Genomic DNA, 20,339 nt, shown 5'->3' with positions numbered 1-20,339 from the left:
AAAAATTAAATATTGTTGTTGTTACTTAGGCTGCATACGGATCGCACCATCCAGACGAATGACCTCACCATTTAACAAACCATTATGGATAATACTTTCAACTAAAAGGGCATACTCCGAAGGTTTTCCAAGCCGCTTAGGGAATGGTGTCATTTGAGCAAGAGCTGTTCTTGCAGGCTCAGGTAACGAAGCAAACATCGGTGTTTCAATTAAACCTGGCGCGATGGTCATCACACGTACACCGATCTCCGCAAGTTCTCGTGCAATTGGCAATGTCATCGCTGCCACTCCACCCTTTGACGCACTATAAGCTGCTTGTCCAATTTGACCATCAAATGCAGCCACAGACGCAGTATTAATAATAACACCTCTCTGCCCATCCTCATTCGACTCATTGTGCTGCATTTTCTCCGCGACTAGACGGATGACATTAAATGTACCAATTAAATTAACAGTGATCACTTTTTCAAATAAAGCAAGGGCATGTACGCCTCGCTTCGAAATCACTTTACTCGCATCAGCAATGCCAGCACAATTCACCGCTACATTAATCTTGCCAAATGCTGCAATGGCCTGCTCAAGACCTGTTGCCACGTCCTCCTCCTTCGTAACATCCACTCGTGCATAGATGACATTTTGCCCTAATTCCTCTACTAGAGCTTGTCCACGTTCATCATTGACATCAAAAACAACCGCTTTGCCACCTCGTTCAACAAGGTGACGGACAGTTGCCTCCCCTAAACCTGAAGCACCACCCGTTACTACCGCTACCACTTCATGATGTTTCATCAAACATATCCCCCTTACATTTTTTCGATGATCGTGGCATTTGCCATCCCCATTCCCTCACAGATTGCCAGTAAGCCGTAACGATAATTTTCTCGCTCCATGCGATATAACATAGTCGTTAACAATTTTGTACCAGTTGCCCCTAATGGATGCCCTAATGCAATCGCTCCCCCATCAGGATTGAGCTTCTTCGGATCTCCACCCATGTCCTGTAGCCATGCGAGCGGTACTGGTGCAAAGGCTTCATTTACCTCATATGTGTCGATATCCTCTATGTTGAGACCTGATCGTTCTAGCGCTTTTCTCGTAGCTTCGATTGGCCCTGTTAACATTAATGTTGGATCAGAGCCTACGACCACTCTTGCCACAATTTTAGCAAGTGGCTGAATACCAAGTTCCTGGGCTTTATCCAAGGACATCACCACTACCGCTGATGCCCCATCACTCATCTGACTTGCATTGCCAGCAGTAATAACGCCATCCTCTTGAAAAACAGTTTTTAGCCCATTTAAAATATCGACAGTTGTTTCTGCACGAGGACCTTCATCAACAGTAAATGTTGTCACTGATCCATCCTCCTGTGGAACTCGAATAGGTAGTATTTCATCTTTGAAATGACCTGCTTCAATGGCTGCGATTGCTCGTTGATGGCTTTGATAAGCATAGCTATTGAGCTGTTCTTTTGATAAAGACCATTGTGAGGCGATTTTCTCCGCTGATAATCCTTGATGGATAATATCATAATTCTCCTGTAAGCGTTTGCCAGCATGTGCATTTTGCATATTTGAGCCCATCTGTACCCTTGACATACTTTCCACGCCACCAGCAATGACAATATCCATATCCCCCGCTAGAATGGCCTGTGCTGCAAAATGGACGGCCTGTTGGCTAGAGCCACATTGACGATCAATGGTTACCCCTGGCACACTATCTGGAAAGCCAGCCATCAATAAAGCTGTCCGTGCAATATTCCCCCCTTGTTCAGCTGTTTGCGTTACACAGCCTAATATGACATCATCCACTTGTTCCTTGCCAATCCCTGCTCGCCTTACAGCCTCCTGTAACACATCTGCTGCTAAATCATCCGCTCGAACTTGACTTAATGCTCCCTTACTACGCCCTACAGCAGTTCGCACAGCTGCTACGATTACCACTTCTCTCATATCCATAACCCCTTTTCCTTGTCATCCCTCACAGTTTATTGACAGGCCTATCAATCTATTCCTAACTTAATTATCAGAATATTACATCTTTAATTGTACAGGAGGAAAAAGCTTTTAACAATTCTATATCTATCTAGAAATAGATAATTTCTCTATTGCCATACTATCTATCCTTACTTTTTAGGCAATAAAAAAAGCAATCCCAAGTAAATTGAGACTGCCTAATCTATTCTATTCGCAAATTAAACTAAATCTTCACCGAAGAATAAGCCAATTTCACGCTCTGCAGAAGCAAGAGAGTCTGAACCGTGGATGATGTTGTGAGAAACAGTTGTTGCGTAGTCACCACGGATTGTACCTGGGTTACTACCAAGAAAATAGTCTATAACTATTGTCTCTGAAATCACTAATATCATGGGTTCTCTGAAATAAACGAAAAAAACTAAATTAGAACTAAGTTTTTTTACCTTCTATTTTCGATTATAAATGAAGTAGATAAGGAAGGTTGTTACACCTTCTTAGTAACTTGTTGAAATTGACGTTAATATTCCATCCTCAATATATAAATACTGATGGTTTGGATAAACCCACTGCTCACTTACACCATTTATATTCTCAGTTTTATTGATTTTTGTTGGTCTACCCCACGTAGTTTTATCTATTATATCCTGCTTAGTCATTCCAATAATTGGTTCACCCATATAAATACCATTTGCTTTATTATATATTTCCATCCATTTTTCTCTACTCATATGCCTATACACTATTTCTATAATTGTATCTGCCATCATTCCATTATAATAATCAGGATGTACTAAACTAGCAACATCTTGTATTTCCCTTTGATCTCCACTAGATAATAGAGGTGTAAAAGATTCACCTACCGATTCTTTTGCTGCATTCCATGTAGTTATTCTCATTTTTGCAAAAGTAAGTAATATATTAAATTCTTCATCCTCTGTATCAACCCCTTGCGAAAGTTTATATGCTTCAATAAATCCTTCATAAGAGTCTGATGAATGCGCACTAGAAATTTTGTTTTTGATTTCTCTTATTAATTCAGTATCCTCCTCTACTACTTCGTTATTAATTTCAGCATCTTCTAAGTTTTCCTCAAATTCCTCATACTCTAATTCTTTACCCTTACTTACATTAGATTCATCATTCGCACTGTCAATCTGATATTCGTTATAAACAAAATATCCAATGACACCTATAGTGACTAATAAAACACAAATAAGTATTGATGCAATTTTGTTATTCATGTGATTTACCCCTTCTTTTTATATGTATTAACAATATTCTACCAAAAGTCGTCATGGAAAAGAAACGCAAATAAAAAAAGAAGGAATTCCCATATTGATAAATTTTTTCATTGTTGATTTCATGGAGAAATTCAACTTTAGTAACTTCAACAAATCGCTTAAAATTATAGTTGTAACTATCAATTGTCCTTGGTCTTAATCCGTTTAGTCGCCATTGTTGATTTAAAATTTGTATGGCATGTTTAATGGTTATATTTCTGTTGTCCAATTCATCAAACGTATCCATTTTAACTATTGAGTTATTGATTTTTGTCACCATTTCTTTCTTTGGTTCTTTTTCAGTTTTGATAGTCAATAAGCTTAAATCAATGTTTGTGTTAACTTTATTGAATGATTTTGACAAATAAAAAACCCCCTAACATTTTTTGTTAGAAGGTAAAAGTTACATCGGAAAAATAGATGATTTTTTTATTGAGTTCTATTCGTAGTTATTTTCGCTACGCTTCTTAGATTCGCAAATTAAACTAAATCTTCACCGAAGAATAAAGCGATTTCGCGCTCTGCAGAAGCAAGAGAGTCAGAACCGTGGATGATGTTGTGAGAAACAGTTGTTGCATAGTCACCACGGATTGTACCTGGGTTAGATTCTTCAGGTTTAGTTGCACCCATCATTGTACGAGCAAGCTTGATTACGTTCTCGCCTTCCCATACCATAGCGAATACAGGACCAGAAGTGATGAAATCAACTAATTCACCAAAGAATGGACGCTCAGCATGCTCAGCATAGTGCTTTTCTGCTAATTCTTTAGGAATTACCATTAATTTAGCACCTTTCATTACAAAACCGCGACGTTCGAAACGGTCAACGATGTCTCCAATTACTTGACGTTCAACGCCGTCAGGCTTAACCATTAAAAAAGTTTGTTCAATTGCCATGTTTAAAACACTCCTTAAATTCGTCTAACAGGTTTTACACCTACCGATAAATATTAACAAAAAATGAGCCTTTATACAACAAAAAGCTAGAATTTGCGCTTACCCATGAACAATGCTACATCACGCAGTTTTTTCTTTACGGGATGTTTTGGTAAAGCATCAATTTCCTGTAAGGCCTTTTTCAAATATTTATCACTCATACGATTAGCTTGCTCAATTGCATGAGATTTACGCACATATTGCAACATATTTTGACGTTCCGGTTCTGTTAATGTGCCTGCAAATACTTTGACTAAGTATGGCTGCATCTCTGGCTCATCTTTCAGCAATAGAATCGGTAATGTAATATTGCCCTGCAATAAATCACTACCTGCAGGCTTCCCTAGCTCCTTATCTGTTGCCATGATATCTAACACATCATCGATAATTTGGAAGCTCATGCCTACAAAGTAGCCGAAGCGTTTTAAATGTCGCACTGTTTTAGCATCAACACCTGCCGCTACAGCCCCTAGCTCACAGCTTGAGGAAATAAGTAATGCTGTTTTGCGTTTGATTCTTCTAAAATAATCTTTTAAGCCTTGATCTAATCTAAATTTATCTTCAATTTGAATGACTTCACCGTTACAAATCTCTACCATGGTACGGGCTAAAATTTGATGAACAAGCGGGTCTTCCAGCTTTGTAATATATTCTAGTGCACGTGCAAAAATAAAATCGCCCGTGTACATTGCTACTCTGTTATTCCATTGTGATTTGACAGTCGGGCGTCCTCTTCGCATATTGGAATCATCAATGACATCATCATGCACAAGTGATGCCATATGAATGAGTTCTAAAGGCACTGCTACATCCTTCATCTTCTCAATGTCATAATCGCCAAATTTTGCACCTAGTAACACAAAAATTGGTCGTATCCGTTTGCCACCAGCTTGTAATAAATGGAGAGAAGCATCGTTGATCAAATATGAAGACGAGTCCACCGCTTTTTCTAACTCTCGTTCAATGATATCGATATCTGATTTCAAATCGGAATAGAGTAGTTTTAACTTCATCTTTTCCACGTGTGAAAACCTTCCCCCATTAACGTACCTTTTTAAAGCCCATATGCATTGCCGCAGCCCCGCCACTGTATGCTTTGTACGTTACTTTTTCTAATCCTGCCTGCTCAAACAATGCCGCTAACTTCTTCATACCTGGGAAATCATTCGCAGATTCCTGAAGCCAAGAATATTCCTTATAGCTTTTCGCAAATATTTTACCAAATATCGGCATTATATATTTAAAATAAAAACGGAACAGTTGACGATAACCAGGAATTTCAGATTGAGATGTTTCTAAACATACCACCATACCACCTGGTTTTACGACACGATGCATTTCCTTCAAGACTTGTAAATAATCAGGTACATTGCGAAGACCAAAGCCAATCGTCACATAATCAAACGTATCATCTGGAAAAGGTAACTCCATCGCGTTTCCATGAATTAGTTCTATTTGCGGGTATGACTGCACCTTTTGTTCGCCAACTTTCAGCATGTTTTGACTAAAGTCGAGACCTTTAACTTCTCCACTTTCACCTACTGCTTCTGCCAAAGCGATTGTCCAGTCTGCCGTGCCACAGCATACATCCAGCGCTTTTGTTCCAGGTTTTACAGCCATATGCTTCATCGTATCGTTACGCCAGCCAACATGCATCTGGAAACTAATTACACCATTCATTTTGTCGTAGTTGTCCGAAATACTCTCAAATACTTCGTGAACGTGTTCTTCTTTCGTTTTAGCCATTTTGAAAAACCTCTCTTATCCGTTAGTAGAAGCAATGGATGCCTCTACGTGTGCATGTAAAGCTTGTTTGATATCACTTTGTAAAAAAGTTGAATGATTGATGATCTGTGATAGCTCTGTTTTTAAATGCACAATTTTTTCCTGGATGACGCTATTAAAGGTTGCGCCATTTTGTCTGACACTTGCTTCAAGTGCCTTACCCATTAAAGACATTTGCCCACGCTGATAAGCCGCCCATTCTCTTTCTAAACGCAAGATTAATAAGCTTTTTTCTATAAGCGGTATATAGTCACTGAAAGAATAAAGACCGAAAAATTGAGCAATTAATCCCGCTTCAATATTACACAACGACGCATACCATTGCTCGATTGTTCGTTGCTCTGCTTCATACACTTTAATCTGGTGTTCACAACGAGCCACTATACCTTGTGACAAATTTCGGATCAATGCGACATTTCCTGACATCGCTAATATTTCATAATAACGACCACTATAAAAATCTCCAGCTAAAACGGTAAGCTGCTGTTCTTTTGATGTTGCATCTATTTCTTTTATATGATCGTGAGCCGCTAATGCTGCGTATACAATGCCAACAGTAATTGCAGCCTCTTGTTGCTCTTGTTGCCACTCTTCACCATTCAAAAAAGGGATTAACAAATAAAACAATTGATTTTCATCTATCACAGGAACTCCTGTGTATTTTTGCAAAGTTCTATGACGAACATCCATGAAAATCTCTGTTTTTAACTGTGCAATTGAATTTTGAATGTATGTTGCATTCATAGACCTTACTCCATTTCACTTTCAGATACGCTAGTCTTATCTAAGACTTAACGCTTGCTTACTGAGTCATTATAGCATATGCAACGATGTGGAATAAAAAAAATTTGCTTTCTTCATAGGACAGGCAGTAAAGCATTCCCATTATTTGATGCGGGAATACTAACTGCCCAGAAACCTCTTACTCAGTTTTTCACAATGATTGTTTTTCTATGTGCCTGTCATACTTAAAACAGGGCAAAACCTATCGAAAGAACTCTTTATTATTTTTTTGCTTCGCTATTGATCACACCATGTGCTGTATGAATTTGTGCTTTACCACGTATTTTCATGGCAGATGTGTGTTCTGTAAATTGAGCAATCATTACTTCGCCGGCATCTAGCTTTTCTGAATGATGGAATTTTGTATCTGTTCCACGAGTTAAACCAATGACATGGACACCATCTTCTTCTGCTTGAATAACAATATAATCTTGTGACATCTTTGTACACTCCTTAAATCCGACAAATTCTTAGTACATCATAACATAATTAGACATGCAATTTAAGACATTTGAATAAATGACAGTACTTCTCTTCGTTTCACTTCATCTTCTTCGTAAATACCACGAGCAACAGATGTTACCGTTTTGGAACCCGGTTTTTTTAGTCCTCGCATTGTCATGCACATATGCTCAGCCTCAATGACCACATAAACGCCTTTTGGTGCAAGCATCTCCATAATTGTTTCCGCTACTGAAGAGGTAATACGCTCTTGCAATTGCGGTCTGCGGGCAATCGTTTCCACTGCTCGTCCAAGTTTACTAAGGCCAGCTACAACGCCGTCATTTGGTATGTATGCGACATGTGCTTTGCCATAGAAAGGTACTAGATGATGCTCACACATCGAATAAAAAGGAATATCTTTGACAAGCACTAATTCTTCATGATCCTCATGAAACACCGTTTTAAAATAATCTTTTGCATCCTCATGCAAGCCGCTAAACATCTCAGCATACATTTTTGCTACACGTTTTGGTGTATCCAATAAACCTTCGCGATTTACGTCTTCACCTACCGCCTCTAAAATCATTTTTACTGCTTCTTCTATTTTTAATAAATCAATATTCGACATCCGAAAAACCCTCCTGCGTATCAAAACATTACACATTTCCCTATGCATCGTAGCACATCCAAAAGGGAAGCGCAAAATGACTTACCTGATTCATTAGAAATTCATTTCTAGCTCAGCAAATTCCCGTATTAATGTTATGTAAAATGAATTTTAACGTTAAAAAGAGCAGCCTTCATGTTCGTTAACATGAAGACTGCTCTATGTAACTACTAGACGTGTATTATTTTACCGCGTCTTTAAGCGCTTTACCTGGTTTGAAAGCAGGCACCTTGCTAGCAGCGATTTCGATTTCTTTACCAGTTTGTGGGTTACGACCTTTACGAGCCGCACGTTCACGTACTTCAAAGTTACCAAAACCAATTAATTGTACTTTGTCACCCTTTGCAAGAGCATCTTGAATTGTATCAAATACAGCTTCAACTGCTTTAGAAGCGTCTTTTTTAGAAAGACCTGCAGCTTCAGCAACAGAGTTTACTAATTCTGTTTTATTCACACCATTCACCTCCTCTCAAAGGGTCATGAACCAATTCTGTAAAAAGAGTAACACATAGAAAACCGCTACGCAACTGTATTCATACATGATTATAACCAAAAAATCAGTTTTTCACCCAAAAAACAAAAATAAAAGGACTTTTCGCATAAAAACGAAAAGCCCTTCACCTATTTTTCGTACTTTTTTTTGATTTTTATCACTATAAAATAAATGTCACTAAACCTCGATCACCTTCGTTGACCATACGTTCAATCGTTTGACGCATACGTTTTTTAGCAGTAGATGGAACTGCATCCATTTTATAGCGTATTCCTTCTTTTAATACTTCGTGTAGTGGCGTTCCAAAAAGCTGTGTATTCCATAATGCATCACGATCATGTAAATAAGCATGATTTAAATCTTTTAGCAGTTGCTGACTATGGAATTCCGAACCGATTAACGGTGCAAACTCAGATTCCATATCTACACGGATAATATGGTAAGATGGCGCCTTTGCTTTCATTCGTACACCAAAGAAATTATTTTGCTTAATGAGCTCTGGTGCTGTTGGCTCAAATTCTTGCATCATCGGCAATGTCACACCATAACCTGACGTATCAGCATCATGAATCGCACTTTTGAAGCGTTTTTGGGCTTCTTTTGCCTCTGCCGCCTCTTTAATAAAGAGCAGCCAATCCTTTTTCGTTTCAATCGGCTCTTCTAGCCATTCATTACAAACCGATTTGTACAATTCGCCCTGTAGGGATACACGAATTACCGCCGTTCCCACACCAGCATCTACATGAACGACTTCACTTTGATCGATAAAATCAATGGCTTTAAAGGCATCTGACGCCTGTTGCACATCCCGAATTTTCATTACAGAAGAGAGTACTTCCTCCATGGAATCAATCAAGGCAACATTTAATGGGTGTGTAGCATCTAAAACGTCCAGCCAATCTGGTTTTTCCACCTCAATTGTACGGATAGGAAACTCAAATAACGCCTCTTGTAAAATATATTGAATATCCGTTTCCCTCATTTGGTCAATCGCCATGGCAATAACAGGCACATTGTAACGTTCAAACAATTCATTGCGAAGCTGAACCGTTTCCTCTCTCGCTGGCATTTGGCAATTCAGAAGGATGACAAAAGGCTTGCCGATTTCTTTTAACTGTTCAACAATTTCCTCTTCTGCCTTCTCTGCGGCACGGCGACTGATTCCGTTAACGGTACCATCAGTCGTAACAACAATACCGATATTCGCATGGTCACGAATCACCTTATCTGTGCCAATTTTAGCGGCTTCCTGAAATGGAATTGGCTCTGTATGCCAAGGCGTATGAACATATTTAGGACCGTTTTCATCTTCATAGCCCTTTGTCCCATCAATAATATAACCAACACAATCTGCTAAACGAATTTGGAATGGCATCTCATCTTCGCCGACCACAATACGGGTTGCTTGAGCAGGCACAAACTTCGGCTCAGCAGTCATAATGACAGGCCCCGGAGAACTTTGTGGCAACTCATCTTGTGCTCGCATTCTTTCTGTTTCATCCACAATATTTGGTAACACGACTGATTCCATTACCTTTTTTACAAATGTTGATTTACCTACACGTACTGGACCGACAACACCAATATAAACATCGCCATTTGTGCGCTCTGCAATTTCTCTAAATACTGCTTCACTCAAGGTTTCTGCCTCCTTTATCTACGCTTTTTCACTATATGCAAGCTTGTAGACAAATATGAAAAAGCCCCTCACAAATGTAAGGAGCTTTGTTTCTTATTCTTCTTTTTTCTCAGCGGCTTCTGCCTCTTGTTTTTGTCGTTCTTTCGCCTTTTGGACATCTACACTATACGTTTCCATATCATAAATTGGCTCACCATTATCATCCACTGTATAGGGAACAGAATAAGCAGGCACTACAGGATATTTGTCGACAAGTAACTGACGAATATCATCACCAGGTTTGACATCAGGCTTGTCTTCTTTTAAAAGTTGTCCTAAATCCACAGAATAATCCACATGCAATTCACCGTCACCTGTCATAAAGAGCGGTAATTCGACGCCAGAATAAGGACTTTTCACTGTCACATCTGTTTTATAGCCCAAATCTTTATAATTAATTTGATAAACATTATCGGACATTGAACCTTTGATTGGCAAATACTGTGTAGATAGTTTACGAATACCTATTTCACGTATACGCTCAGCCGCATTTAAATCTACTAATTTGACCGTCGCTTGATCTTCAGGATCCCAAATAATATATTGATATATACCGCCTTTTTCATAGGCATTACCAGGAATTGTCGTCAAATACTTCGGCATAAGCTTTTCAAAGTCGATTAAGTATTTGATATAAATGTCTGTATCAAGTTCACTATTTTTAATTGGTACTAGCCCACCAGTTGCTTCGCGGTATTCATTCACGGCACGTTGAACTGCAGCTAACTGGTCGACATCAGGTGTGACCTTTGCCCTTTTTTCGTCTTCTGGGTACGCACACCCTACTAACAGTATGGCAGTTGCAAATACCAACAGAAAAGCACTTAGTTTTTTCATGTTACTGAACACCTCATTAATTTTTTATGCTGGCCATGTGGCAACTATTAGTACCATTAAAAATGTGCCAAGTCCAAACAGTATGTATGCACATAAATTTACGATTGTTCGTAAAAATACATTTGAAATCTTATTCCGAGCTAAATAAATTAAGCCGACTGATATTATCATAAAGCCTATACAATAAAACGACACCCACATTACATCCAGTGCAGGCATATGAGCTAACGGGCCCATTTCAAATAACCACCTTTCGTTCAATGTCAAGAAACAATCAAAGTATATTATACTATGTGCCTTCGCTAAAAAGAAATAGTTGTCCCATAACTATCAAGAAATGGACAACTCTTTTACAGTGCTTGCACTATTCAACTAATAGCACACAATAAGGCGTCTCAACAGATTCGTTGAGACACCTTATTTATGTCCGTTTTATGACAGATTTAATCAAAAAATTAATATTAATGCTTCATATCATCTATTTCTCGTTTTTTCATACGCATCATTAATGCGTCAACCGCCACTTTCGGTTCAACATCATTAAATAGAACACTATAAAGCTCTGTGGAAATCGGCATAGCCACACCATACTTTTCTGCTAATTGATAGGCTGCCTTTGTGGTACGTACACCTTCTACAACCATGCCCATTTGATCTAACACTTCTTGTAGCTTCATCCCTTGCCCTAGCATATTCCCAGCTCGCCAGTTTCGGGAGTGAACGCTTGTACAGGTTACAATTAAATCTCCCATGCCTGTAAGCCCTGAGAAGGTAAATGGATTACCGCCCATTTTTACACCTAAACGTGTAATCTCCGCAAGTCCTCGTGTAATAAGTGCTGCTTTCGCGTTATCACCATAATTCAAGCCATCTGTAATACCTGCAGCTAATGCAATGACATTTTTCAGTGCCCCACCAATTTCTACACCGATCACATCATCGTTTGTGTAAACACGGAAAAATTGATTCATAAATAAATCCTGAACTTTTTCAGCAGCGTCTATGTTAGCACAAGCAGCAGTAACCGTTGTCGGGTGGTGCAGCACAACTTCCTCGGCATGACTTGGTCCGGAAAGAACGACAATTTCTTCCACATTTTCAGCTGGCAAACTTTCCGCTAAAATTTCAGAAATTCGTTTTAATGAATCTGGCTCAATCCCTTTAGAAACATGGACAAATAACACTTTTCTAGCTAGTTTAGCCGTTAATTTCTCACAAACTTCTCGAATAGCTTTCGTAGGAACAGCCACAACAATAGTCTCTGCATGCGTAGCTGCCATTGCTATATCACTCGTCGCATGTAAATTTGCAGGCAGAACGGTCTCTGGTAAATATTTTTTATTCGTATGCAGATGGTTGATTTCTTCTGCCTGATTAGCTCTATGTGTCCATACAAGCGTATCATGTCCATTTTCCGCTAGTACCATCGCCAGTGCAGTACCCCATGAGCCTGCCCCTAACACACAAACTTTTTCCATAAAAAATCCTCCCTTTGTTGGGTTGTCTATAATAATTTCTGTTCTTGTAAAAAGACGCCACCCAACAAATATGTCGGGTTGGCGTATTGTATGTGTATAGCTAGTACCTTAAGCACGAGCACGTGTAATTAAACGAATTGGTGTTCCTTCAAAGTCAAATGTTTCACGAATTCGATTTTCTAAGAAACGTTCGTATGAAAAATGCATCAGCTCAGGCTCATTCACGAACACAACAAATGTCGGTGGCTTAATCGCAACCTGAGTAGCATAGTAAATACGTAAACGACGACCTTTATCCGTCGGCGCAGGATTACGTGCCACGGAATCCTCAATCACTTCATTTAAGATAGAAGACTGAATACGCATCGCATGATTTTCACTTACACGTTGAATAATCGGTAAAATTTGATGCACACGCTGTTTTGTATTAGCCGATACAAAAATAATCGGGGCATAATCTAAAAATAGGAAATGCTCACGAATTTGCTGTGTAAAGACATTCATCGTTTTTTCGTCTTTTTCAATGGCATCCCATTTATTCACTACGATCACAACAGCTTTTCCAGCCTCATGTGCATAGCCTGCAATTTTTTTATCCTGCTCCTGAATACCCTCTTCTGCATTCATTACCACTAAAACAACGTCTGAGCGTTCAATGGCACGTAGCGCACGTAAAACCGAGTATTTCTCAGTGGTTTCATAGATTTTCCCTTTTTTACGCATGCCGGCTGTATCAATAATGACATATTCCTGATCGTCATACTCATATGGCGTATCAATAGCATCACGTGTTGTCCCCGCAATATTACTAACGATAACGCGTTCTTGCCCTAAGAAAGCATTTACTAATGAAGATTTCCCAACATTCGGACGACCAATTAAAGAGAATTTAATCACATCATCTCCATATTGTTCTTCATCTTCTTTCGGGAAATGCTTTGCACATTCGTCTAATAAATCCCCTAAACCTAAGCCATGCGAACCAGAAATCGGCCAAGGCTCTCCGAAGCCAAGTGCATAAAAATCATAAATCATTTCACGCATATCAGGATTATCAATTTTATTGACTGCTAATACGACTGGTTTTTTTGTTTTGTATAAAATTTTAGCAACTTGCTCATCTGCTGCCGTTACCCCTTCACGACCATTAGTCATAAAAATAATAACGTCCGCTTCATCAATGGCGATTTCAGCTTGTTGACGAATTTGCTCTAAAAACGGCTCGTCTCCAATTTCAATCCCACCTGTATCAATAATATTAAAATCGTGTGTTAACCACTCTGCCGAACTATAAATACGATCACGCGTTACGCCTGGGATATCCTCCACAATCGAAACACGCTCTCCAACGATACGATTAAAAATCGTCGACTTACCTACGTTCGGACGACCTACGATGGCTACTACTGGTTTCGTCATCTGTACTTCATCCTTCCAACTTCTTGTCTTTCGCTATTATACACGAAAAATGCCATTATATCATATCATATCCATAATGTAGAACGCTATGTATGGCAATAACGAGACGTTTGATGAATTTTATTTGATTCTATCCTCTGATTTTTGAGTTTTATCTTGCGATTTGAAGATTCTATCCTACGCTTTAAGCATTAGCCTTCGATTCGAGGGTTCTATCCTACGCTTTAAGCGTTAGCCTTCGATTCGAGGGTTCTATCCATCGCTTTATGTACTAGCCTTCGATTCGAGGGTTCTATCCATCGCTTTTTCAGTTCTATCCTTCCATTTAAAGATTCTATCCACCTCTTTATAAGTTCTATCCTTCTATCTGAAGTTTTTATCCGCCTCTTTATGAGTTAGCCTTCGATTTGAGCATTCTCTCCACCGCTTTTTCTATTCTATCCCTCGATTTGAAAATTCTATCCATCACTTTATGTACTAGCCTTTGATTCGAGGGTTCTATCCACCGCTTTTTCTGTTCTATCCTTCCATTTAAAGATTCTATCCAACACTTTTTCTGTTCTATCCTTCAATTTGAAGTTTTTATCCGCCACTTTATGAGTTAGCCTTCGATTTGAGGGTTCTATCCACTGCTTTTTCAATTCTATCCCTCGATTTGAAAATTCTATCCATCACTTTATGTACTAGCCTTTGATTCGAGGGTTCTATCCAACGCTTTTTCAGTTCTATCCTTCCATTTAAAGATTCTATCCACCTCTTTATAAGTTCTATCCTTCTATCTGAAGTTTTTATCCACCACTTTATATGCTAGTCTTCGATTTGAGAATTCTATCCGCATCGTCAACATAAAAAAGCGAGGATACTTTTATGCATCCTCGCTCCATACATTATTATTTAAAGTTTTTTAGTTGATCGCCAATCACATCGCCAAATGAGAAACCTGTGTTTTCTTCAGGTAATTCATAGTCGATCACTTCTTCTGCTTCGGGATTTTCCAGTAATTCTTTAATGCTTAGCGCTAAGCGGCCTTCTTCAGCATTGACATCAAGCACTTTTACTTGTACTTCTTGTCCCTCTTTTAACGCTTCATGTGGCGTATTAATATGCTTATGTGCGATTTGTGAAATATGCACTAAGCCTTCCACACCTGGGAATACTTCCACAAATGCACCAAATGAAGTAAGACGCTTCACTCGACCATCTAAAATAGTGCCTTTCGCTGCACGTTCTTCGATACTTGACCAAGGTCCTGGCATCGTTTCTTTGATGGATAATGAAATACGTTCATTTTCTGGGTCCACTGACAGAACTTTTACTTTAACGTCTTGTCCTTCAGCTAAAACCTCGCTCACATCACTCACATGCTCATGTGACACTTGTGAAATGTGTACAAGGCCATCAATACCGCCAAGGTCGATAAATGCGCCAAATGATGCTAAACGCTGTACTTTACCATCTAATACCTCGCCAGCTTTAATTTGATTGATGACATTTTTCTTTTGAGAAGCTTTTTCCGCTTCTACTACTGCACGGTGTGATAAGATAAGGCGATTTTTGTCCTTATCCAGCTCAACAATTTTGAAGCTTAATGTTTTGCCTTTATAGCCTTCAAAATCATCAACAAAGTAGTCTTCTACAAGGGATGCTGGTACAAAGCCACGTACACCTAAATCTACGACAAGACCACCTTTAACAATATCCTTTACTTCCGCTTCGAAAATTTCCTCTGCGGCAAATTGCTGCTCAAGTGTATCCCATGCTTTTAAAGCATCAACTTTACGTTTTGATAAGACAAAGTTCTCTTCTTCAACCTTTGTAATCATCAACTCTAATTCATCCCCTACAGAGATGACATCAGAAGCTTTCTCAATGTGTAAGCTTGATAATTCACTAATCGGTACAATTCCATCAAACGGTGCACCTGGAATTGACACAGATACTGCCTTTTCATCAACTTGCGCTGCAATACCTTTGACGATATCACCTTCGTTAAACGTTTGTTCTGCATAGTTCATTTCTTCAGACATATGTAACCCTCCTTCGCATCTTCCCTTACTATTTTATTCGATATTGAAGACAAAGACAAAAATAAATCCTTTAAATTCTAAAAATGTCTGAAATTTTAGGATTTATAGCATTTTTTCTTCTGCTAATTTTAAAATAGCTTGTGCTGCATCATCAATGGATAATGCTGTCGTATCTAAAAATAGGGCATCTTCCGCTTGAATCAGTGGCGATGCTTCACGCTCACTATCTTTTTTATCACGGAGCGCAATTTCTTCTTGAAGTTTTTCAAGAGAGGAGTCAATTCCTCTTTTTTGATTATCAATCAATCGACGTCTAGCACGTTCTTCTACTGTTGCAGACATAAAAATCTTGAGCTCTGCATGTTTTAATACATGTGTCGCAATATCACGACCGTCCATGACCACTCCACCATTAGCTGCCAGCTTTTGCTGTTGCGCAACCAATAGCTCACGAACTTTCGCATGGGCAGCAACTTGAGAAACGGATGAAGTGACTTCATTTGAGCGTATTTCCGCTGTCACATCGTGACCATCTAAAAAGACTAGCTGTCCTTGTTGGGATGGTTTCAATTCGATTGTGCTAGCCGCTAGCATCTCTGCTAATTTTGCTTCATCATTTAAATGTATGTTTTGTTGCATCGCTTTATACGTAACTGCTCGATACATTGCACCTGTGTCAATATAAGTAAATCCAAGTGCTTCTGCAACAATTTTCGCGATTGTACTTTTACCAGCACCAGCCGGTCCGTCTATCGCAATTTGAATGTTTTTTTTCATATTCTTCCCTACTTTCTATCGCTTTTTATTGTACCATATAACCTAAAAAAAGCCCTCTGCTAGGAGAGGGCTAAATAAAAATATTCATCATGAACATTAAACATTAAATGGATTCAATTCCTTACGACGATTGACTAATTGACGCTCAAAGCAAAAACGCACAATATGCTGTTGGTCGACGTCATCTGTATCCGTTAGCTGGATTGTCGCAATGCGTTTACCCTCTTTTTCAAAAATGCGCACGACGGTAGCTTCTGTAATAACGTATTTGACTTCTCCATTAGTAAACGGCAATGCGATCGTTAATTTTACCTCATCATCATCTTTGAAAGCTACTGTTTCCTTCAAGATGATTGCCAAGCCTCCTGCGCTAATATCTGCTGACACAAGTTGATATTTATGATCCTTGAATTGGACCGCTACATCCACTGGTGTTTCCACTCGGACATATTCTCGTCGTTGAATTTTTATAAATTCCTCCGGCTTTGGACAATGCAACATAATCATCGGTATATTACCTGCTTTACGACCAATGACCTCTGTTTTAAAAGCAAAGGAATGTTTATCTTCGGTTCGAAAAGTCGCTCTAAATTCTGAGCCATCTATTAAAAACGCCGTTTTCTTCGTTGCCGTATTAACTGGATAGTCGATATAAAGAATATTGTCTTGCTGCTCTACCACTTTACATTGGAATTTCTCCACACGCTCGGTATAAGTAGGTTCAAGTTGTAATTGTGTACCAATTTTTATTTCCATGAGCATCTCCCCGTACGAAAATTATAGTTTAATTATCTCATGAGATGTTTATTTTGGCTATAAAAATTGGTAGTATTTTCTTATTACTAAGTGAGATATTCTACTTTTAATACGTTGTGATTTTCCGCATCAATAACGATTCGGAATGTTTCTTGTGTATTTCCGTCACGTAATGCAATGACCTCATAGCAAAGACGTTGTTCAAATTGTCCATTGTCTGTATAAATATTTTTTACTTCTTGTACTTGAATATCGTCCTGGAAGAACGTTTTCCAATCAATAGGCTTAGCGGTTTGCGGTTTGATATTCTCTTCTTGAATATATTCCATCGCATTAGCACCTAATAGCTCACCTGTATCTTTCGCTAATTTTAATTGCACACCGTCAGCATAAATTAACGCATTATCGCCTGGATTTACACGGGCAAATGTCACATGCCATGCTTGGTGGTTTTCACGTGATTCCACATAGGCTACATCCTTCATGCCTAATTTCTTAACATAATCTTGTGCCTTTTTAAGAACTTCTTCTTGTGATAGCTTAGCTTCATCAACAGGTCGTTCTACTAAATAGGATAATAAATGGCCACCCTTTTCTGTTAAATCAACATACCCTAGACGTATCCCTTGGTGGAATTGGATATGATAGAAAGGATATGGTGCTGTATCACTACTTTTTGTGACAGTGAATGTAGCATCTTTAATGACTGGGAATAAATATTTCACTTTCTCTAGTGCTTCTTTTTCGGTAATAACAGCATCCTGCAATGCCTTTAACTCAATTTTTTTCTGCCAATCAGATTCAGATAAAGTTAATGGGAAATCCTTTTCACCATAGCCTTTTAACGTATCTTTCACAGTATCAAATTGTGTATTTGGATTTTTATTATCTACTTGCTGTAGCCAAATATCCATTTTTCCATCATGCTTATAAAAATCAACGGTTGCAGCTGTCCATTCATCAGAAAGAGACTGTAAATTGGTTGACACCTGTGGCATCTTTTCACGCCAAGCATCATAATCACCTGTTTTGGCTGTTCTTTTAGCTTCATCGCCAAGTCGCCCTAAGTAATTCATCCATTGATTCGATAATTCTTGTCCAATAGGAATATTTGCAATAGAAGAACGAACTTCTGAGCTTAAACGCCAAACTGAGTCTAGCTCATTGTGAATCGCCTGCTCGTCTTGAAACAAGAGGGATTGCGATACTGAACGCTGAAGATGGGACAGTTTTTCAGAAGCATCTGTTAACTTATCTGTATACTGTGCGAGCACGGTACGTTGTAAATCTTCTTTATCTCCATGTAAATTAATACTATATGCTCCTAATCCAATGACAGCGATTGTTAAGACCACGAGCCAAGTTTTCATCTATGTTCCTCCTTCCTATGAACAGAAAATATGCTCTCCTATTTGTTTAATTTGTGGGCGTGACCAAATCCATTTACTTGTTGCTGTTTTAGGATTGAAATAATACAATGCATTTTCAGATGGGTCCCAGCCGTTCATAGCATCAATAACAGCTTCTTTTGCACGTTCATTTGGTTCTAGCCAAATTTGACCATCTGCTACTGCTGTAAACGCTAACGGTTGGAAGATAATACCTGAAATAGTATTCGGGAAATCTGGGCTTTCCAAGCGGTTCAAAATAACGGCCGCTACTGCTACTTGCCCCTCATAAGGTTCTCCCCTAGCTTCTCCATAAACGGCATTGGCTATTAATTGTAAATCTCGTTCCGTATATTTTGGTGGAACCTGTGTCTGTGTACCATTCTTATTGCTACTTCCACTGCTATTACCACCGCCAGTGCCTTTTTTCACTTGTTGATCAAGTGGCTTACCACCATAGTAAGTAAATTGATTTCCTGCATTCAATTGTGCCTTAACCCATTTTTCATCATAATCAGAATTGCCTGCTAATGCTTTTTTTGTCTTAGTGCCGGCAATTCCGTCTACTGGCAAACCATAATTCTCTTGGAAATTACGCAAAGCCCAGTATGTGTTATAGCCAAATTTGCCATCAATTTTACTCTTATAAAAACCTAAGTATTGTAGCCTAGCCTGTAATTCAATAACATCATCTCCATAGGCACCACGAGTAATTTGCTGATCGCTAAATGCATTGGCATCATTTTGAGGAATCGCAATTATACTAATTCCTAATATCAAAGCAAAAAGTATGCTTACTAAACGCACTTTTATCACTCCTTTTTTTTATAGCTTGAAACAAAAGGAGTAATTTATACATGCTAAAACAGAAATAAAGCGTAGAAATCTTTGACGATTTCTACGCTTTAAATTTTCTTTTGCATATGGAGATGTTGTACCAGATGGTAATGAGCAAGTTTTACTTTGCGCAAGCCAAACCACCATAAAAACAACATAAAAGGTATCATTAAATAAACCCAGTGACCTTTGAATGATAATATTGTATTGTATAGAATGTGAAGTACAACTGGTGCACAGAGCGCCATAGCAATCATTTCTTTCGTCTTAACAAGCTTTGAAAACTTAGCCCGTCCATAATAATAGCCCATTACGACACCAAACAATGCATGGCTCGATACTGGTAATAAGGCTCGCATGAATGCCGTGTCCAAGCCAAAGGACAGTAAATAGAGAACATTTTCAATCGTAGCAAAACCAAGTGATATGCTGGCACCATATAATATACCATCGTATGGGTCATCAAATTCTACATGATTATAGATTGCAATTAATAGCACAAACCATTTAAAAAACTCTTCAATGACACTAGAAAAAAGAACGTCTTGAAGATAAAGATATCGAAAAACCCCTTCCTCTGTTAATACATACTGTAAAAACATGATTGGGAACGTTAAGAATGCACCGTATAAAAACGTTTGTAGTAAAGTTCTTCTTGGCTCCGTAGCCATCTGATTGCGCAAATAGAAATAACTAAAAAGCGCTAGACCGGGAGCAATGGCAGCAGATAATAAAATGATCATGATGCCGGCTCCTTTCAACAATTAGACTGCTATTA

Annotated in this window: 22 protein-coding genes and 1 pseudogene; all 23 read right to left on the bottom strand. The window is 38.7% G+C overall.

Annotation, left to right across the window (positions count from 1 at the left end; genetic code table 11):
• Positions 1-21: 21 nt before the first annotated feature.
• Positions 22-789 carry a 3-hydroxyacyl-CoA dehydrogenase gene (locus NV349_RS07170; RefSeq protein ID WP_036123227.1) on the bottom strand — a complete coding sequence of 256 codons (768 nt, stop codon included), beginning with the start codon at positions 787-789 and terminating at the stop codon, positions 22-24.
• 14 nt (positions 790-803) lie between these two features.
• On the bottom strand, positions 804-1,952 hold the full coding sequence (locus tag NV349_RS07165) for a thiolase family protein (protein WP_036123230.1): 1,149 nt from the start codon (positions 1,950-1,952) through the stop codon (positions 804-806).
• Between the two features lie 242 nt (positions 1,953-2,194).
• Positions 2,195-2,320 (bottom strand): annotated as a pseudogene (locus NV349_RS07160) (nucleoside-diphosphate kinase); the annotation flags it as partial.
• 150 nt (positions 2,321-2,470) lie between these two features.
• Entirely contained in the window at positions 2,471-3,217 is a 747-nt protein-coding gene (locus NV349_RS07155) for a hypothetical protein (RefSeq protein ID WP_058844247.1), read from the bottom strand.
• Positions 3,210-3,620: a hypothetical protein gene (locus NV349_RS07150; protein WP_271912774.1), complete on the bottom strand. Its 411-nt coding sequence runs from the start codon at positions 3,618-3,620 to the stop codon at positions 3,210-3,212. The genes NV349_RS07155 and NV349_RS07150 overlap by 8 nt, the downstream gene beginning before the upstream one ends.
• A 116-nt stretch (positions 3,621-3,736) precedes the next feature.
• Positions 3,737-4,153: a nucleoside-diphosphate kinase gene (ndk, locus tag NV349_RS07145; RefSeq protein ID WP_141904065.1), complete on the bottom strand. Its 417-nt coding sequence runs from the start codon at positions 4,151-4,153 to the stop codon at positions 3,737-3,739.
• A gap of 86 nt (positions 4,154-4,239) precedes the next feature.
• A complete protein-coding gene (hepT, locus tag NV349_RS07140) occupies positions 4,240-5,214 on the bottom strand; it encodes a heptaprenyl diphosphate synthase component II (RefSeq protein ID WP_036126761.1) in 975 nt (324 codons plus the stop codon).
• 19 nt (positions 5,215-5,233) lie between these two features.
• On the bottom strand, positions 5,234-5,938 hold the full coding sequence (locus tag NV349_RS07135; RefSeq protein ID WP_036126763.1) for a demethylmenaquinone methyltransferase: 705 nt from the start codon (positions 5,936-5,938) through the stop codon (positions 5,234-5,236).
• Positions 5,939-5,953: 15 nt separating this feature from the next.
• The gene (locus NV349_RS07130; protein ID WP_036126766.1) at positions 5,954-6,721 is read right to left on the bottom strand and encodes a heptaprenyl diphosphate synthase component 1; all 768 of its coding nucleotides are present in this window, start codon (positions 6,719-6,721) and stop codon (positions 5,954-5,956) included.
• Positions 6,722-6,981: 260 nt separating this feature from the next.
• A complete protein-coding gene (mtrB, locus tag NV349_RS07125) occupies positions 6,982-7,200 on the bottom strand; it encodes a trp RNA-binding attenuation protein MtrB (protein ID WP_004232621.1) in 219 nt (72 codons plus the stop codon).
• A gap of 62 nt (positions 7,201-7,262) precedes the next feature.
• Positions 7,263-7,832, bottom strand: coding sequence for a GTP cyclohydrolase I FolE (gene folE, locus NV349_RS07120; protein WP_036126769.1), 570 nt, complete (start codon positions 7,830-7,832; stop codon positions 7,263-7,265).
• A 220-nt stretch (positions 7,833-8,052) separates the two neighbouring features.
• Positions 8,053-8,325, bottom strand: a complete 273-nt coding sequence (locus NV349_RS07115; protein ID WP_004232618.1) for an HU family DNA-binding protein — start codon at positions 8,323-8,325, stop codon at positions 8,053-8,055.
• Between the two features lie 199 nt (positions 8,326-8,524).
• Positions 8,525-10,003, bottom strand: a complete 1,479-nt coding sequence (gene spoIVA / locus NV349_RS07110) for a stage IV sporulation protein A (RefSeq protein WP_036126772.1) — start codon at positions 10,001-10,003, stop codon at positions 8,525-8,527.
• Positions 10,004-10,096: 93 nt separating this feature from the next.
• Complete coding sequence (locus NV349_RS07105; RefSeq protein WP_058844244.1) at positions 10,097-10,879, bottom strand: YphF family lipoprotein; 783 nt, start codon at positions 10,877-10,879, stop codon at positions 10,097-10,099.
• 24 nt (positions 10,880-10,903) lie between these two features.
• Positions 10,904-11,116: a DUF2768 domain-containing protein gene (locus tag NV349_RS07100; protein ID WP_008180416.1), complete on the bottom strand. Its 213-nt coding sequence runs from the start codon at positions 11,114-11,116 to the stop codon at positions 10,904-10,906.
• Positions 11,117-11,340: 224 nt separating this feature from the next.
• Positions 11,341-12,357, bottom strand: a complete 1,017-nt coding sequence (locus NV349_RS07095) for an NAD(P)H-dependent glycerol-3-phosphate dehydrogenase (protein WP_058844243.1) — start codon at positions 12,355-12,357, stop codon at positions 11,341-11,343.
• Between the two features lie 108 nt (positions 12,358-12,465).
• On the bottom strand, positions 12,466-13,776 hold the full coding sequence (gene der / locus NV349_RS07090; RefSeq protein WP_036126778.1) for a ribosome biogenesis GTPase Der: 1,311 nt from the start codon (positions 13,774-13,776) through the stop codon (positions 12,466-12,468).
• Positions 13,777-14,666: 890 nt separating this feature from the next.
• Complete coding sequence (gene rpsA / locus NV349_RS07085) at positions 14,667-15,803, bottom strand: 30S ribosomal protein S1 (RefSeq protein WP_141904063.1); 1,137 nt, start codon at positions 15,801-15,803, stop codon at positions 14,667-14,669.
• Between the two features lie 102 nt (positions 15,804-15,905).
• The gene (gene cmk / locus NV349_RS07080; RefSeq protein WP_036126782.1) at positions 15,906-16,580 is read right to left on the bottom strand and encodes a (d)CMP kinase; all 675 of its coding nucleotides are present in this window, start codon (positions 16,578-16,580) and stop codon (positions 15,906-15,908) included.
• A 96-nt stretch (positions 16,581-16,676) separates the two neighbouring features.
• A complete protein-coding gene (locus NV349_RS07075) occupies positions 16,677-17,336 on the bottom strand; it encodes a flagellar brake protein (protein WP_271912757.1) in 660 nt (219 codons plus the stop codon).
• Positions 17,337-17,422: 86 nt separating this feature from the next.
• A complete protein-coding gene (locus NV349_RS07070; protein WP_036126787.1) occupies positions 17,423-18,706 on the bottom strand; it encodes a PepSY1/2 domain-containing protein in 1,284 nt (427 codons plus the stop codon).
• 15 nt (positions 18,707-18,721) lie between these two features.
• Positions 18,722-19,531, bottom strand: a complete 810-nt coding sequence (gene sleB / locus NV349_RS07065) for a spore cortex-lytic enzyme (protein ID WP_036126789.1) — start codon at positions 19,529-19,531, stop codon at positions 18,722-18,724.
• A gap of 98 nt (positions 19,532-19,629) precedes the next feature.
• Complete coding sequence (gene prsW, locus NV349_RS07060; protein WP_036126792.1) at positions 19,630-20,304, bottom strand: glutamic-type intramembrane protease PrsW; 675 nt, start codon at positions 20,302-20,304, stop codon at positions 19,630-19,632.
• Between the last annotated feature and the right edge of the window lie 35 nt (positions 20,305-20,339).

The sequence above is a fragment of the Lysinibacillus sp. OF-1 genome, assembly GCF_028356935.1.
GTDB classification, from domain to species: Bacteria; Bacillota; Bacilli; order Bacillales_A; family Planococcaceae; genus Lysinibacillus; species Lysinibacillus fusiformis_D.
Note: the sequence above shows the minus strand (reverse complement) of the source record. Positions and strands in the feature narration are given on the sequence as shown.